The following is a 17,201-nucleotide window of genomic DNA, read 5'->3' as shown; positions in this document are numbered from 1 at the left end:
AATTGCTTGAGGATCATCAACCCGACCATGAGCCGGATTGGTTTTGCTGGGCGCCCTTTCTCGCTGTAGTAAACCGTAAACTCATCATCGAAGTGCTGCCAAGGGATCTGTTTAGCCAGTTGAAGCAGAGAATGATGGGGATTGAGTTGTTTCAACAAATCCGGATAGAGGAAGTTGCCTTGATTACAATTTTTCTTTTTCGCCTTCATAGTCACTCCAAAATCAGTGATTTTTCGACCGGCTTATTACAGAAATACTGCAGTAACTGGTTGAAAATGTACTACGAAATAGAAAAAATGTCAAACAATTTTAAATAGTTGATCTATTTTCAGGGCAGACTATTTCGTTTCGTACATGTTCAATCGAAGAGATTTTCCCTGGTCATGGTCTCTGGCTCGGATACGTCTTCAGAAGTCGGTAATGAATCCGGAGCAGGGTCTCGTTTGGGTACTGCTTTTGGCGTCGGTGAATGCATTGATTCCGGCTTCGAAACAGAATGGCCTTGTTTTGAAGAAGCAGGGTTCGTACCTGGCTTCGGTGTCGATGCAATGGAGGCAGGTATGGTGGTCGGAACAGAACTGGGTTTTTTGATTTCACTATATCCGTTCATTGCTTTGTCGCTGGCGACAAACCATTCATCGTTTGTCAGAATAGCATCAATTTCACGTGCAGTAAGCAGGAGGGGCCGCCAGAATCGCTGATCTTTAGAAGCACGAAGAGGTCGCCAGTACGAGCCGTTGTCTGTCTGGACATGTAGAATATACGTGGCAATTGTTGAATTTGGAAAAGCTGCCGACCAGTGTCTCACAATATACTGGTAGTCCTCAGTTTGCCATTTTTTTGAGTCGTATGGAGGCATACGGAAAGCTTCCTCAATTTTCTTCAAGTCATCCATTGTGGCGATTTCAAATATTTCATCCCCCAGCCACCGCTGGAAAAGTTGAGCTGCATGAGATGGCAGTAGTCCAAAAGGTGGTGAAATTTGTTGAACCCTTTGATTTACATGCTGGATGCAGCCGGTCTGAACCAACGCAAGGAAAATGAGAAATAACAAGGTGCGGTATCGATTCATTATGAACCTCATGTTAAAATTATGATTCAATTTAGTTATTAGTTCTATATATAAAGATGGCGTTAGTGATATAGATTAAATAATTAATGATGTTAAATTAATTTGACGATATAAAAATTATTCATTCAATGTACATTGAAATAATTGATTTCGATTTTAATCAATAGATTGTTTTTTTTCCAAAAAGCAATTTAGACACAATAATTTCTGCGATTGATATGTATAATAAGAAAAATTAAAATTTACTTGTTATTTTTTAAAATCAAGTATAAAATTTCAAGTAGTTATCAACTAAATTTATTTTTTTATTATTTACTATCAATTGTCAATAGCAACGGAGTGAGAAAATGCTTGGCTTGAGAAGAAGAGATTTGTTCCAGGCAATTGGTAACTGGATTTTTCCTCGAGAGTTAATTGCAACAAAACACGATCCATGTTGGCATCTTCATTCGGATATTGAGGATCGCACTCCTGATTCAGACGGCAACATCCAATTCGAGAAGATTCGTTCAAGGATTGCGGCGGAAAATATTCGTATTTTATTGCGCAGACGCCTCGCGCTTCGGATGATGTTACTGTTTACCATCATTTCATTTTTGTTGCCTTTTGGGCTCGTCACCACATTGAGAAACGCTGAAACCATAAACAGCGCCAGTATTTGGACCCGGGACAGTGTATTTGTTGCATTTGAACGCTGGAATTCAGGTCCCGTGGAGACGACGTTTCACGATGATCAGTATCAATATGACATTAATTTCAACAAAAGTGAAAAAACAAAAAAATATGAATATTATGAGCTTGGCGACATTACGGCCATAATTCGAGGGACGGAAGTTGAACTGCACGGAAAGTCTGCTTTTGAAAAAAACATGCTGACGTTTTCTGAGTCGGAAATTTCGTTCAACCTGTCCATGGAAATTACTGAACTCATTTCCGCATGGGGAGAGCCGGCATTAACGCGTTCAGCTGAGAATATGCTTAAACTTGAAAATATGAACACGGCGGATTTCTATGTTTTGAAAGTCTTCCATGATGCGGGAGCGAATGTTTTTTTGCCTGAACAGGCGCTTTCCATAGATGAGATAAGTGAACAAGATGCTGTCGTAATACGTCGGGAATATGTTGAACGAATTCACGATGTGACTCGGAATGCCATAGTTGCGGCTATTCAGGCAAAAAATGATGAAAAAGAGATGGATTGCGGCATGGAAAGCGTACATGTAATGATTGTTTGCAATATTCTAGAAAAGATATGAGTGCGCCAATGCAATTGAATACAAAGGAAACACTTATCATGGGCAGAAAAAATGTTCAGGAACTGGTTGCCACCGCGGCAAAAGCCGAAGCTTGGAGGTTGACCAAACATGAAAGCTACTCTGATGATGATAGATTGCCGCATGATTTGCGAGATAAGAATGGTTTCGGGATTGGTTATGGTGACGGACTGTCTGAAGCCGGACGTAATCCATGGGGGGACGTAACACTTGGCAGCGTACCTGTTGGAGGATTTTTCATAACCAGTGTTTTATGTTTTCTGACGGTTTTTGCGCCTGCGTATGCCTTTTTTCTGACGAATTTGCTTAATCTTCATGATGCTTCCTACATTGGCAGTGTTGCGCTGTTAATTGTTTTTTCTGTTGTTTCCGCATATTATACTGTGATGATGTGGATTACCGTACTTTCCGTTTTCATTGCATTCATTACGCTGATGTTCATGATCACGACTGGCGATAATTTGTTATTCATAGTTGTTGCAAGCGGAGTTATTTCCGGTGCGTTGCCATATATAAATCAGGCAATGTTCAATACGCGAAGGTCGGGAAGACCATTGCAACTCGGCAGTTTCGCCCAGGCTCCGAAATGGGGCCAAGAAGCAAGGCGAAAACAAAATCAGGAGGCGATCCGCAATCGCCACAGTCCGTTCATGGAGTTGGGCGTCGCAATGGGTGTTTTGCGCAGCGAGAGAGGCGACAGGCTGGCTCCTGATGCGGGTTTGCCCATGGGATTGGACATGGAAGATATGAAGGATCACGTGTTCATATTCGGTCAGGATGGAACAGGAAAGACAAGTGGTATTTTTTATCCGATGATTCAAAAAATTGTCGGTTCAGTGGATAATACTGGCATTTTTGTGGTGGATGGCTCCGGGAAATTGGCAAAAGGAATAAATATTGAAGGCTATACGTTAATATCTCCTGAATCGAATATAAAGATTGCTCTTATGGAAGGTTTGTTGCCAGAAGATGTTGTTGAAGCGTTTGTTTCAACGATTTCTGACAAGAAAAAGGAAAAGTCCACCATATTTCAAGACGCTGAAATGCTGCTGTTGCAGGCAGGGATTTTATTACATGCAGCCAGCAATTATGATCGAGAAATGTGTACATGGAATATTTCTAATCTGTACAAAATGATAAACAGCAAAAATTATCGTTTGGAAGTGGCAAGAATTCTGGCACATCAAAAAAATATTTTGTCTGAAAGGGACGATAACCTGAAATTCAGAATTGATGTTCGTTCGAAATGGCGACAGATAGATGATGCCGCAAAACACTTTTTGCATTTATTTGATAAGCTGGGAGACCATTCATTAATGCGAATTGTTGGAATGCTCAATTCTTGGATTAATATGTTATTGAAAGATGATGACTTGCAAAAATGGTGTCATAACGACACAGGGTTTGATATCACCACCGTGTTCCGAGGTGGGCGCGTGGGCCTGCACCTGCCGAGCTATCGTTACGGGAAGGCATCCACCGCAATAACAGCCCTCATGAAATTACGTTTGTATCGTTACGCTTCTCATCGTGGGGAGGAGTGGTATAAACAAGAAGGCCAGACACCAGTGGCATTCTTTCTAGACGATGCCCAGAATATTTTGACACGCTCTGATATGCAGATGGCATCTTTTGCACGCATGCTTGGAATCATATTTGTCGTTTCCGTGCAGACTTATGAACAATTGTCAATTAAATTCGGAAAAGGCGACGCCGATGCTTTCATTGGACAGTTCAAATCATTGATAAGTTTTAAAAGTTCTTCGCAAACATACAGATATTTGCAAAATCGTTTTGGAAGCATGCTGAGCTTAAGAAATCTACATGGGAAGGTCGTCCCCATGGACGCCAATATTGAATGTCGTAATTTATTGAATTGTCATCATTTTGATGAAAATAATAGTAATCGACAAAACGATGATTCCAACACGGAAATAGCAGAACACGAAGTGTCAATGAAGCCATCCAAGAAAAAGATTCCTAGCAATAAAGATACAATGAACATGCATCGCAATGATGTCGTTTCATCTCCAATAATCGCGATGCACGAACTTAACGACATCCTTTGTGAGCCGTTTGCTGCAGTTGCCATGTTCAATCGCGCAAGCGTTCCGCGCCGTGACTTTATGAAAGTTGTTCCTGTTCTTAAAGCCTAAATATGGTGTAAGTGATGCCTTTTATACATGATAAAGAAGTTTCACAAAAAGAATATGATATTTTTTTAGAAAAAAAAAGAATTCTTGATCAAATGAAACTTGATTCTGAAACGTATCGTCGTGGGAAAGAACGTACTGAGAAACAGATTAAACCGGCAGGACAGCTCGAAAACCAGCATAATTTAAATTATCATGATAATAAATACGTAATAGATACGGAAGAGCTAAGCTTAAATGCCGAACAAAACGAACAATTCCTGATTTTAGATCAAGTCGATTTTCAGGCAGGTGATTTTGATCAGCCAGCAGAGCAGGGCCAGAAACCGTCATCGATAGACCATGTGTTAAATCCGCGGCAGGTCCAGACGGAAGATAATATTGAGTACGACTTCAGCCCCTTGCCGGAAGAAAATTATATCCAGCAGATGGCCGAAAGCGAGGAAGAATCAGGCCAAGATCGAGATCAGGAAAATGAGCGTTGACTGAGTGTTGAAGAAGTCCATTTTGACAGTCAGTTCAAAAACCAAGTTCAAGATGCAAAATAATTCGTACACTCAGCACATCTCACAACCAGACCCGGAACCCATCCGAAAGCAAGAACTTTATCCTGTCTCATACTTCTCGTCCCATAGTCCCCTTCTTCTCTTTTGCCATGAAGAGATGGGAATTCTGAAGACCGAAATGCAGCCTCAACGTGTGTACTCCCGTTTCCGCGACACGAGGAATGCGGTGCCGGGATATGCCCCTGCACGGCATGTACCGAGTTATACGATTTAAACTCAATGTTTGACAAAATCACGATCCCTGCTATGTACTAGCTTCGAACTTCAACACAAACGACTAGGATTTAAAGATGGATGATTATGTCAAGCAAGCACTGGAGATAGTGAAAGCTCAAGCTTCAATCAGGGCCATGACCGAAGAAGAAATGATGAGTATGGTCACCAATCTGGCTGCAAGTTTGCGTGGCGTTGTGGTGAATGATCCGGTAACCATGGTTGATTCGCATCTAGAATCGACAGGCGATCCGAAAAAAGCCATCAAGGAAAGATCAGTTACTTGTATGGAATGTGGAAAGAACTTCAAGGTGCTCACCAAAAAGCATTTGGCCACTCACGATTTAACCCCAGAAGAATATCGGGAAAAATGGGGATACAAGAAGGGAACGGCTTTAATTGCCAAGGCTCTTTCCAAGGCACGTAAAAAAAAGATGCAGGAGATGCAGCTTTGGAAGAAAAAAGGCGTCAAGAGAGGTTGAATCTGAAATTGATGCCCCAATAGATGTTGCTATTGACTCATAGACAAGCCCCTCGAATGAAACATTTCGGGGGGCTTTTTTGTATTTCAAGGGACAAAACTGCTGATCGGATAGGGTGAATCTTCTCCCTAGGCCGGAATTAGATCCAGGATCATGGAGATTGCGGAATCCGTGCGAGCATTACGTTTCTGCCAAGCCTCGTCAGGGACAGTCTGCCAAACAAAATCACAGCCTTGCCCGTCGAGCGCTTGAATAGACGCTCAGCGCGGTGACGGTGATTAAAATCAGCCCCATGCCGAAAATCTGGGGACCAGCCAGCCTTTCATTCAAAACAACGACACCGAAGAGCGATGCGGTGACCGGCTCGACCATTGCTACAATTGAGGCCACGGCCGGCGCGGTGTGTTTCAGGCCGACGATATAAAAAATAAACGACAATCCCGCGCCAAGCACCCCCAGTATTAGGAACAGTGGCCAACTCGGCGTGCTCAGCATGGCAACGGCCTGGTCAGCATCGCTCGGCCAGATCAGTATGGCGACGAGCACCGCGAATGCGATCACGAGAATTGCCTGCGGGCTGCCGTGCGGCGCCGCATACTTGAAGCCGAAAATAAATACCGCATAGGACAGCCCGGATAGCAGCCCGGCGCCGACGGCGATGGGCGTGACGCGGCCGCCGTCAATATCGTAAACACCTGTCAGCAGCACGACGCCGAGCATGACCATTACGATTGAGGCCCACTTGAGCGGGGTGGGTCTTTCAAGTTTGAGCGCGAAGGACACGAGGTAGACGAATACTGGTGCGCAGTACATCAGGGTCGCCGCGACCGCGACGCTGCCCTCTGCGATGCTCACAAAATAGAAAGAAAAATTGCCGGCTACGCCGAGACCGGCAATCGCCGACCAGAACCATAATCTGCGATTTGCCAATCCGCTGCCGCGCGGACGCAACGCCAGCCAGACGAGAACAAACAACAATCCGATCGCGCCTCGGTAGAGCGACACCACGAACGCGTTCCAGCCGTTGGCCATGAGAATCCCACCGATCCCGCCTGACAGCCCCCAGCATAGCGCTGCCAGCACCACGAACGCCGTACTCGCACTCGCCGTTTTGTCTGACGAAATTAACCTCATCGGGGCTGGTGGGTGCCGTACCACTTTGATAATCCTATATCGTTAGTTTTGGACGGGTTCACTATTCAATCACACATTCGCTTCATTCCGGCATGGCGCGGATGACTTTGAACCCTGGTTTCCGAAACAGGAGACTTGTTGACCCGGACATCCGCGGCCACGACTCCGAGGACCTGGCCCTGATGGTCTTTGAACGTGGTGGATACGGTGATGCACGGTTCGCCCGAGGCCTGGGAGGTATAGACTCCGGAAATATAGGGAATGGGATTTTTCATGGCTTCAAAGAACCAGGGACGGCCACTCCAGTCTTTTCCCAGGACCTTTCGATCTTTTTCCGATTCCATGCCCGGGCGTGGGATATTGGCCACGATCTGAACTCCGCGGGCATCGGTGACATAGAGCAGTTCCAGGTCATCCTGTTCACGGATGACCTTGCGCAAGGCCTGCTCCTGGACCGCCTGCCGCAGGGAGAGGATGGACTCGGATCTGGCCAGATCGGTAATCAGTTTTTGGACCTGCCCGTGGCCGATTCGTTCAAAGACCAGGTTCAGGGTTGTCAGGTCGTCCACGCGTTTGGCAAGGCTCTCGATCTGGGCAACGGAGTCGGACATGTCCGACTGGGTGGTGGAAGAGATGGTGCTGACTTCAGTGAGGGTTCTGGAGATCTCCTCGCTGACCAGCGACTGCTGTCCCACGGCCTCGGCGATGGAGCCGGTGCGGTCCGAGGAATGCTGGGACAGCAAGACGATTTCTTCAAGGGAGCGGCCCGATTCTCCGGACAGAACCACGCTTTTGGCCACGAGTTCGCGGGTCTGTTTGACCTGATCCACGGCTCGACGCACTCTGGTCTGAATTGTTTCGATTTCCTGCCCGACCTCCCGGGTGGCGTTCATGGTCTTTTCGGCCAGCTTGCGAACCTCGTCAGCCACCACGGCGAATCCTCGGCCGGCGTCTCCCGCGCGTGCGGCCTCGATGGCGGCGTTCAGGGCCAGGAGATTGGTCTGGTCCGCAATGCCGGAAATGACGTCGATGATCTTGCCGATGGATTCGGCCTGTCCGCCAAGCTCGATGATGGAGACGGACAGTTCGTCGCTTTTTTCAGAGACCGCGGTGATCGCGGCCAGGGTTTCCTGGACGATCCTGGAACCGGATTCGGCTCGTGCCTTGGCTTGAGCCGAATCCTTGGACGCGTCTTCAGCGTTTTTCGCGGATTCAAGTATGGAAGCGTTCATTTCTTCCATGGCCGTGGCGGCTTCGGAAGTGTACTTCTGCTGATCCGTCGCACCAATGTTTGCATGATGCACGGCGTTCCTGAGCTTGTCGGATTCCCGCAGAATGCCCTCCGTGGCTTCCTTGAGCACGTCCACTGCTGAAAGAATGGTTTGGCAACGCGAGGATTCCGCTCCCTGAAGCACCTCGTCCAGGGTTTTGACGCCTACCTGAATTCTGGCCCGCAAATCATCACTTTTGGCTTGCTCTTCCTGAATCATCTTCACCAGCTTGTCGATTCTGCCGGCAACCGCAAGCAGATGCGGCCGCAATCCGTCAATATTCGGCAAGTCGTTGTCGCGCAGGATCTTTTCGTGATCATCAGTGACGGTCTGCAGGATTTCCCGCGTTTGCCGCCCGGCTTTGGCATCTCGAAAGCCCGCAAAGGCAATGGCCCCAAGGCTGATTACCGCACAAAGCGACAAGGCCCACTTCAGTGTCGCAAGACTTTGCCCGGGACCTGACACGCTGAGCAAAACGGCCAAAGCCACGAACATTACGAGATGAAGCAGGAAAAGAATGGAGTAGTTCCTCAAAGTCAGTCTCCTTGAAGGATATCGCCGCATAAGCACAAGGCGGCAAATCAAAAGTGGACGGCAAGTCAGTAGAACAACCAGGCGTTGTCGGACCAGCTTTGAGCAAGTATCGCACCATGCCCAAATCTGACCTTGTTGGGCAGGAGAAACCCGCACAAATATGATTTGTTCAGGATTCCAGATCAGAGCGATCCGTATCGAGACGCTACATTATTGTCGAAAGACGCGTAGTCCTTGAGGGTGTTTCTTCAAAAATGGCAATGAAGGGCAAGAGATGATGATTATCCGGGCAACAGACCCAGAAAATTGGTCAAGGCCAATTTGTGGGCCTTGTCCGGACTCAGGGCGTCCAGCAAGCTGTAGTATTTGACGATGTTCCGGTTGTACGTGGCGAAGTGACCGACGTTGTCCGAGCCGATCATAAAGCGGTCGGAAAAGTCCGAGATCAAGGTCAGCCATTCGTTGCGAATGCGAGGTTCCTGGTCCGGAGCCTGGACGTAATTTTCAAAGATGATCCAGGACAGGTCGATGTACAGGTTGTCGTGCCTGGCGAGCATTTCGCGCAACAACCCGGTATATGCGACCTGATCCAGATCCAGCATCCGCGACAGCCCGGCATGGGCCCAGATGATCACGGTCTTGGGGTGTCTGGTCAGCGCTTCCTGCACTTCGTGGACATAGATTGGACGGTCCAGTCGATTGCGGGAGGTGGCGTTGTTGTGCAGGCTGACGGGCAGATTCCTTTGAGCGGCCAGCTCATAAATTGAATCCAGGGCAGGGTGGTTGGCCCGGGCCGTTTCCCCGTACGTCAGGTTGGTCAGGTCGTCCCGGTGTCCGAAGACCTCGCCGATGCCCTGCCACAGGCCCGGATACTCCTCCAGCATCCGCTCCACGTGGAGCACGGCATGCTTGTCCGTAGCGTTGAATCCGCAGATGAAGGGGTGGAAGCGGGAACGCACTTGGTCGGGCAACTCCAGGCAGCGCCGGGCCACGATGAAGTCAGTGGCCGAATACCAGTAGGTTCTGCCGTTGTCGTCGAGATAATACCCGGGTTCTTCCGGCTCGGCCGCGTCCCATTTCTTGATCAGGGGCATGCCCGAAAACATGATGTGCGCAACGCCGGCCGCGTCCATGGACTGCAACAAGGCGTCCATCCCCTCGGTCTTCTGCAGAAAATCCACGTAGTGAAAATGACTGTCCGCAACGGCGTACCTGATGCCTGCATCCGAATCGGAACCGGAGCGGGCCAAAGCTGAAAACGGTCCCGCCACTCCCTGGATTCCACCGGCCATTGCCCCGACGGCAGCGACCTTCAAAAACGTTCTGCGATCCATAATTTCCTCAGCGAAAGTTGTATTCAGCGGCCTCCCGGGACCGCCGCACCCCAGTGCGCCCCCTGGTACGGACAGACGATTTCGATTGCGATTTCGATTGCGATTTGAAGTAACTACTCTATCTGACTGTCAGGATTTCCTTCATCGAATCATTGCCGGACGCCTGAAACTCATCAGGCCCCGTGGAAGTGAAACTTTTTCTCCGTGTCCATGATCAGCTCAAAAAACTGCTCGTTCGACAAAGTTTCCAGATCCAGATTCAGCTCCTCGGCAAAGCGGATGATCAAACCGTCCAGCATTTGTTCCAGATCCGCCACGGCCTGGTCGGTCAGATCCTGGATCAACATCCGGGCCGCGTCTTTGTCCTTTTGCCAGAGCGTCAGGTATCGGGCGTCCATGACTGCCTGTTTCGCCGCAAGGTCCGCCTCGAATTCCGCAATGGCCTGATGCGCCGCGGGGGCGAGGCGGGGATAATCCTGCAGAACCAAAGCCTGCATCTTGCGGGAACGCCAGAACATGGAGTGATCGTCGATTTGGCCGGTGGCGCCCTGGTAGGCTGAAGGCAGGTCGACCAGACCCTGGTAGAAAGGCATGTACACCCCGAGATCCGGCATTCCCAGTGCGATGTAGTTGATGACCGCGATGTCGAGAGGCATGTCCGGCCGGGTTTGCGTGATGTGGGACATGGAGGCGCGCATCACGCTGATGGGTCGGTAGGGTTCCTTGGGGTTCTGGTGCATGTAGGGATCATGCGCGGTGCCCTGGTAGCGGTTGCGCAGGCCCTGGGCGACGTCCTGGACGGTCAGTTTGCGCTCGGGGCGGACGAACACCGGGTACAGTCCGTCCTCACGGTCGTATTCGATTCCGGAGTAGAGCTTCATCAGTTCGCGCACCCGGGGATAGTTGTAGGTGCGGTCGTGTTCGCCGTCGCTGATGCAGCAGGTAAAGAAATTGAAGGGCCCCTGTTCCGGTTGATACAGGTCGTGCTGCCGCAGGAAGTCCAGAAAACCGGGCGAGGACATGACGTTCATGAGATCATTGAAATCCACGGATTGGAAACGCCCCTGGTTCGCGGAGACGAAATAGCTGTCCGCGGGGATCCGCTGGGCCACCCAGTGATGGCCGGAGGCGGTTTCCAGGTACCAGACCTCGTTGCGGTCGCTCAGGGCCACGCCAAATCCCTCGTCGCTGACTCCGGTCGTCTCGATAATGTGTCCCAGCAGACGGATGCCCTCCCGGGCCGACGTGGCATAGGGCAGGATCACCGAGGGGATGGAATCCTCGGTCAGGCCGGTTCCCTGCACATAGGGATCAACAGACAGGACGGCTTCGCTGTTGAAGATGGTTTCCGTGGCCGAGATGGCTACGCCGTATTCGTTGACTCCGGTTTCCTCGAAGGACGGATTGTTCTGGATTTGAGATTGCCATTTGGGAAAAGCCGTGTATCCGAGTGCATTGGGATACATGGGCCAGGAGAAATCATTGTCGGTGGCTCGAAACAGGCCGGCCTGTTTGCGGGGCAGGTGGCGGACGATGTTCTGGACGCCGGAAGCATCGGCGTTGTCCTCGTTGCGGGCAATGATGATCGACCCGTCCGCGGTGGCCTCCTTGCCCACAATAATAGTGGTGCATGCCTCCGTCGGGGCTGCATAAAAGGCGATGAAAAGGCAAAATAGGAAGACGAAACACGCTATGTCCAGCATGGGCCTGGACATGGAAGAACGTTCAATGATCATGTTTGCTCCGGTATGTTTAACGTTGAGATCCGTGCTTCTGGCGAATGTCAGGAGATTTTGCAATAGCTTTTTATGTTGGCGCGAATATCCGTCTGCCCTCCACGTCCAGGAGAAACCAGGAGAATGGCTACAGGCTGGAGCGAATTACATGAAATATCCCTTTGGCAAAAAAACTGAAAAAGAGTGCAAACCCCTAATGCTCCCTCTGGTAGCTCCCGTCTTCAGGATAACCTTCATTTTTGACATGCTATGCAGAAGAAGGGAGCTAAATGTTTGCTAATCCATGTCATTTATTTTACCGGTTTTGACGGTTGGTTGTTTGGAAGCTGGGGTACTCGGGTAAACCGTGATCCGACGATTTCTGAAACCACCGATAGACTTCGGCACTTGAATCTTGGAGTTATCTGGAACTGTAGAATCACTTATTTGGTGCCGAAGAAAATACATCAACCGGGAAGTTGATCTATGAATGAGCTGCATGAAATCATTGCGACCCTCTATTTTTTCCCGCAATGGCAGCATGTATCTGGGCAGGATTGCATTAATGTTCTTCTGACAGGAGTTGATTATGACGTCCATCCCCTCACTGCAAAATCAAGATACGGTTGAATACGGATTTCCTGAAAAAACGAATTTTGACGCTCTCGATCGCATGACACCATTGCCGGTTCAAGAGTTGTTCCGGCAATGGCTGCTTACGCCTCACCGAGAATATATTCCGGAATCCTGGGATCAGTATTTCTACGAGGGCTGGCATCTGGGCGCTCATCCCCAAACGCATGTGTGTCGGCTACATTGCAGCGAGGGCCATTTTATTGGCTGGATTTTTCAGCCTCAGCTTTATCTGCGCGAAGGGCAAGCTGTTTTTCCGGAGGAAATGATTAACCTGCCCGTGCGGGGACAGCCGAGCTCTCAGGACGTGGAGCGAATTCTTTTCGGAAGAACGGCCACGGGCACATCGATGAGCGAAGAAGGTTTCGAGGGCATGTGGATCGGCGTCATATTTGGAAGAGATGGTAAGAAACCGTTTCGGCGCGTGTATCCGGGGCCCACGCATTCCGTGTTGTTTAGTCCTTCGGCAGAAGTGGTGGCGACGAGTCATAACCTCATCCCTGATGCCGCACGAGATATTGAGATCAGTCGTGCCTTCGACCTGCCGGCGAGGCAGAGGTTTTATTCGTTCGGACTAACGGCTTTTAAAGGTGTGCAAAGGTTATTGCCGAATCACTATCTCGATCTCGATTCATTTAATGCCGTCCGGCATTGGCCTACCCATCCATTCGAACAATTCGAGCATGGAGCGACAGGAGCGGAGCGCATTGTTGAGCACTCGCGAAGGCTCCTTTGGGGACTCTCCAAACGATATTCGTCCTATAAGATTTTTTTATCGGCCGGACGCGATTCAAGAGCAATCGCAGCTATTGCTCGACCGCTGTTACACGAAGATCGCTTTGATTTTCGCCTCAACACGACATATGGCTCCGATCTCGGCAGCCGTGTGGATCTTCAGGCCTCCATTCAACTTGCCAGGATCATGCGCCTTCCGCACGATGTGACAAAACGCGTGATTCGAAAAGTCCCCCGGCTCGCCATCTTGAAAGGCTTCGTCCGGATTGGCGAGGCGGTTTCCGGGCCGAGTCTGGCAAGTGCTGCCACGTCAGGTCAAGGCGCCGCTTTCTCCGGGCTCAATCTTGCTGGTATGGCCGGAGAAGCAGGCCGTGCCTTTTATTGGGCAGGACGGGATTCCGACAAGCCGGTTGGCGTGGAAGAAGTGAACAAGTGCGTTGGCGCACCGGTGGTCGAATCTACCGTTCTAGCCGCCGAACGCTGGCTGGCTGAACTACCGGCATGGTTGCGCGATTCGCCTCCCGATGTCTTTGACCTGCTATACGTTGAACAGAGACTGGGATGTTGGGAGGCTCCGGTTCGTTATTTGTATACAGGCACCCCTCATACTGCCAGTCTCATGGCTTCCGGATTCAATATTGAGACAATGCTTCGTCTTCCATACGCCTATCGCAAATCCGGCCGGCTGCAACACGATATGATCGCTCACAGTTGGCCGGAATTATTGTCCGTGCCATTTAACGAACCTCGGGGATTCCTTCGTTTCGTAGCTCTACAAGAACGAGCGCGTAATCAACTTCGCGCTTTACGTCGAGCCTTGCGTTCAGCAATTCGTTAAAAAGCCTGATGGCAACATTATTGGGTCGAACCTAATCAAGTTCTTGTGGCTGGACTGAAAGTGTTGCTGTGGGCTGCAATAAATTTGTAGAAGAGATAAAGGAAGTGCCTGGCGGAAGAGCTTGTGGCAGAAGAGTTTAATGCTTAGGTCCGAACCCAAACCCCAGCCAAAAACCCAATGTGGAACACCTAATCATGAAACGTGACCTTGACCTTGTCAGGAAGTTGCTGCTTTATTTCGAAGAAAAGCCAGATGACCGGGCCGAGGAGTGCCCGCTTATCGAGGAATACTCTTCGCTGGAAATCAAGTATCATCTTTTACTTATGGATGAGGCTGGCCTGTTACGGTGCGAGCGAGAAGTAACTTCAACTGGGAGAACAATATACGTCCTACCCATGAGCCTCACATGGCAGGGGCATGAGTTTCTGGAGGCGGCCCGGAATAACGAATTCTGGCGAAGAGCCAAGGCCATAGTCTGTGACAAGAGCGGAGCACTCTCTTTCGAGATGCTTAAATCGGTACTGCTGCATCTAGCAAAGGAGAGCATCTAGGCATTTACCAGCTAACATTTCGTTGCACCGGACTCGCTCACCGTTACGCGGTTCGCGGCCGGAGAACTCCACCGTTAGCCAAACAAACATCGAATAAAACGGTTGTACTCAATAAAGGAACACAATGGCCAGGAAAGCAGCACCTAAGCAGGAAGAACCCATCGAAAAGCAGATGTGGAAGGCGGCGGACAAGCTGCGTAAGAACATCGATGCGGCGGAGTACAAGCACATTGTACTGGGGCTGATCTTCCTCAAATACATTTCCGATGCCTTTGATGAGCTGTACGAAAAGCTGCAAAAGGGTGAAGGCGACTATGCCGGTGCGGACCCGGAGGACAAGGACGAGTACAAGGCCGAGAATGTGTTCTTCGTGCCGGAGACGGCGCGCTGGTCGTATCTGCTCACCCAGGCCAGGCAGCCGGACATCGGCAAGACGGTGGATGCCGCCATGGACGCCATCGAGAAGGAAAACCCCTCGTTGCGCGATGTGCTGCCCAAGGTCTTCGCGCGCGGCAATCTCGACCCAACCAATCTGGGCGGACTCATCGATTTGATCGGCAACATCGCCCTCGGTCATGCCAAGGCGCGCAGCGCTGATCTGCTCGGCCATGTGTTCGAATACTTCCTCGGCGAATTCGCGCTGGCCGAAGGCAAAAAGGGCGGCCAGTTCTACACCCCGCGCAGTGTGGTCGAACTGCTGGTGGAAATGCTGGAGCCCTACAAAGGCCGGGTATTTGACCCCTGCTGCGGCTCCGGGGGCATGTTCGTGCAGTCGGAAAAATTCGTCACCGGGCATCAGGGCAAGGTCAACGACATCTCCATTTACGGTCAGGAAAGCAACCAAACCACTTGGCGACTGGCCAAAATGAACCTCGCCATCCGCCACCTCGACAGTTCGCAGGTGAAGTGGAACAACGAAGGCTCGTTCTTAAACGACGCCCACAAAGACCTGAAGGCCGATTACGTCATCGCTAACCCGCCCTTCAACGACAGCGACTGGAGCGGCGACCTGCTGCGCAAGGATGGCCGCTGGCAATACGGCGTACCACCCACCGGCAACGCCAACTACGCCTGGATTCAACACTTTCTCTATCACCTCAACCCCACCGGCCAGGCCGGCTTCGTGCTCGCCAAGGGTGCGCTCACCTCCAAAAGCTCCGGCGAGGGCGACATCCGCAAGGCACTGGTCGAGGCACGGCTGGTGGACTGCATCGTCAACCTGCCCGCCAAGCTTTTTTTGAACACCCAAATCCCCGCCTGCCTGTGGTTTTTGAGCCGCAACAAGACCAACGGCACCTTCCGCAACCGTGCCGACGAAATCCTCTTCATCGACGCCCGCAACCACGGCCACCTCATAAACCGCCGCACCAAGGAGTTTTCCGCCGAAGATATCGCCACCATCACCAGCACCTATCACAACTGGCGCAATCCTAATGGTGACTATGAAGATGTGAAGGGCTTCTGCAACGCCGCCTCCATCGAGCGCGTGCGCGAACTGGACTATGTACTGACACCGGGCCGCTATGTCGGCCTACCGGACGATGAGGAAGATTTCGATTTCAAGGAGCGCTTCACCCAGCTCAAGGCGGAGTTTGAGGCGCAGTTGCAGGAAGAGGCGAAACTGAATGCCTTGATCGCGGAGAGCTTGGGGAAGGTAAAGGTATGAGTGACGCAGTAAGTCAGTCAGATATTGAGTGGTGTGAGGCTGGGTTCCCACCACTACCTACGGATTGGAAAGCAATGACAGTAGATGAAATTAAATCTACTGATAAAAGATCGATAATTTCCGGTCCATTTGGATCAAATATTAGCAGCAAGTATTTTGTTGAAAGTGGCGTGCCCGTTGTTCGTGGGAATAATCTTTCACTTGGTTTGGGTGAAAAATTTAAAGACGATGGATTTGTATTTATAACATCGGAAAAGGCAAGCGAGCTTAATACTTGGGCGGCCAAGAATGATTTAATATTTACAGCGGTTGGCACAATAGGCCAAGTAGGCATTCTGAGAGGCAACGAGAAATTCAATAAATATATTATTTCGAACAAGCAGCTAAGGCTAACTGTAAATAATAGAATTATTGATCCTTTGTTTGCATACTATTGGTTTGCTAGTCAGATGATGGTTGATCAAATAATGCAAAGAAACACTGGTTCTAGTGTTCCATTGATAAATTTGTCTGTCTTGAAGTCTCTTGTAGTTCCTGTGCCTCCGTTGTCAGAACAAAAATGCATCGCCTCGGTCCTTTCCAGCCTCGACGACAAAATCGACCTGCTCCACCGCCAAAACAAAACCCTCGAAGCCATGGCCGAAACCCTCTTCCGCCAGTTGTTCGTGGAAGAAGCGCAGGAGGATTGGGAGGAAGTAATGCTTGCAGATGTTTGCTCGGTAATTAGTCTGCCCTGAAAATAGATCAACTATTTAAAATTGTTAGACATTTTTTCTATTTCGTAGTACATTTTCAACCAGTTACTGCAGTATTTCTGTAATAAGCCGGTCGAAAAATCACTGATTTTGGAGTGACTATGAAGGCGAAAAAGAAAAATTGTAATCAAGGCAACTTCCTCTATCCGGATTTGTTGAAACAACTCAATCCCCATCATTCTCTGCTTCAACTGGCTAAACAGATCCCTTGGCAGCACTTCGATGATGAGTTTACGGTTTACTACAGCGAGAAAGGGCGCCCAGCAAAACTAATC

Annotated in this window: 14 protein-coding genes; 8 read left to right on the top strand and 6 right to left on the bottom strand. The window is 49.9% G+C overall.

Annotated elements, in window-relative coordinates:
* Together BLP93_RS16840 and BLP93_RS16325 are read right to left on the bottom strand one after the other, a co-directional pair.
* Positions 1-209, bottom strand: a 209-nt coding sequence (locus tag BLP93_RS16840) for a transposase (RefSeq protein WP_482156190.1), incomplete at its 3' end; no start/stop codon positions are given.
* A 149-nt stretch (positions 210-358) separates the two neighbouring features.
* Positions 359-1,072 (bottom strand): hypothetical protein, encoded by a 714-nt coding sequence (locus BLP93_RS16325; RefSeq protein ID WP_092123973.1) that lies wholly within the window; start codon positions 1,070-1,072, stop codon positions 359-361.
* A 347-nt stretch (positions 1,073-1,419) separates the two neighbouring features.
* Here BLP93_RS16325 and BLP93_RS16320 point away from each other — a divergent pair, with 347 nt between their 5' ends.
* The 4 genes from BLP93_RS16320 (at position 1,420) to BLP93_RS16305 (ending at position 5,760) form a co-directional block, all read left to right on the top strand.
* Positions 1,420-2,328, top strand: coding sequence for a hypothetical protein (locus BLP93_RS16320; protein WP_092123971.1), 909 nt, complete (start codon positions 1,420-1,422; stop codon positions 2,326-2,328).
* A 38-nt stretch (positions 2,329-2,366) separates the two neighbouring features.
* Positions 2,367-4,502 (top strand): TraM recognition domain-containing protein, encoded by a 2,136-nt coding sequence (locus BLP93_RS16315; protein ID WP_161946380.1) that lies wholly within the window; start codon positions 2,367-2,369, stop codon positions 4,500-4,502.
* Positions 4,503-4,516: 14 nt separating this feature from the next.
* Entirely contained in the window at positions 4,517-4,984 is a 468-nt protein-coding gene (locus BLP93_RS16310) for a hypothetical protein (protein ID WP_092123967.1), read from the top strand.
* 371 nt (positions 4,985-5,355) lie between these two features.
* Positions 5,356-5,760, top strand: coding sequence for a Ros/MucR family transcriptional regulator (locus tag BLP93_RS16305; protein WP_092123965.1), 405 nt, complete (start codon positions 5,356-5,358; stop codon positions 5,758-5,760).
* Positions 5,761-5,985: 225 nt separating this feature from the next.
* On the opposite strand, the gene BLP93_RS16300 is transcribed toward BLP93_RS16305, so the two are convergent.
* From BLP93_RS16300 to BLP93_RS16285, 4 genes are all read right to left on the bottom strand, one after another.
* Complete coding sequence (locus BLP93_RS16300) at positions 5,986-6,894, bottom strand: DMT family transporter (RefSeq protein WP_092123963.1); 909 nt, start codon at positions 6,892-6,894, stop codon at positions 5,986-5,988.
* 65 nt (positions 6,895-6,959) lie between these two features.
* Entirely contained in the window at positions 6,960-8,699 is a 1,740-nt protein-coding gene (locus BLP93_RS16295; RefSeq protein WP_161946379.1) for a methyl-accepting chemotaxis protein, read from the bottom strand.
* Between the two features lie 281 nt (positions 8,700-8,980).
* Positions 8,981-10,033 carry an amidohydrolase family protein gene (locus tag BLP93_RS16290; RefSeq protein ID WP_092123959.1) on the bottom strand — a complete coding sequence of 351 codons (1,053 nt, stop codon included), beginning with the start codon at positions 10,031-10,033 and terminating at the stop codon, positions 8,981-8,983.
* 173 nt (positions 10,034-10,206) lie between these two features.
* Positions 10,207-11,769, bottom strand: a complete 1,563-nt coding sequence (locus tag BLP93_RS16285) for a C69 family dipeptidase (protein ID WP_092123957.1) — start codon at positions 11,767-11,769, stop codon at positions 10,207-10,209.
* A gap of 568 nt (positions 11,770-12,337) precedes the next feature.
* On the opposite strand from BLP93_RS16285, the gene BLP93_RS16275 reads away from it, so the two are divergent.
* The 4 genes from BLP93_RS16275 to BLP93_RS16260 all read left to right on the top strand — a co-directional run bounded on the left by BLP93_RS16275 (position 12,338) and on the right by BLP93_RS16260 (position 16,908).
* The gene (locus BLP93_RS16275; protein WP_092123953.1) at positions 12,338-13,954 is read left to right on the top strand and encodes a hypothetical protein; all 1,617 of its coding nucleotides are present in this window, start codon (positions 12,338-12,340) and stop codon (positions 13,952-13,954) included.
* Positions 13,955-14,148: 194 nt separating this feature from the next.
* Entirely contained in the window at positions 14,149-14,505 is a 357-nt protein-coding gene (locus BLP93_RS16270) for a DUF2513 domain-containing protein (protein ID WP_092123951.1), read from the top strand.
* 124 nt (positions 14,506-14,629) lie between these two features.
* The gene (locus tag BLP93_RS16265; RefSeq protein ID WP_092123949.1) at positions 14,630-16,171 is read left to right on the top strand and encodes a type I restriction-modification system subunit M; all 1,542 of its coding nucleotides are present in this window, start codon (positions 14,630-14,632) and stop codon (positions 16,169-16,171) included.
* Positions 16,168-16,908, top strand: coding sequence for a restriction endonuclease subunit S (locus BLP93_RS16260; RefSeq protein ID WP_092123947.1), 741 nt, complete (start codon positions 16,168-16,170; stop codon positions 16,906-16,908). The genes BLP93_RS16265 and BLP93_RS16260 overlap by 4 nt, the downstream gene beginning before the upstream one ends.
* Positions 16,909-17,201 lie beyond the last annotated feature (293 nt).

The sequence above is a fragment of the Desulfonatronum thiosulfatophilum genome, from assembly GCF_900104215.1.
GTDB classification, from domain to species: domain Bacteria; phylum Desulfobacterota; class Desulfovibrionia; order Desulfovibrionales; family Desulfonatronaceae; genus Desulfonatronum; species Desulfonatronum thiosulfatophilum.
Note: the sequence above shows the minus strand (reverse complement) of the source record. Positions and strands in the feature narration are given on the sequence as shown.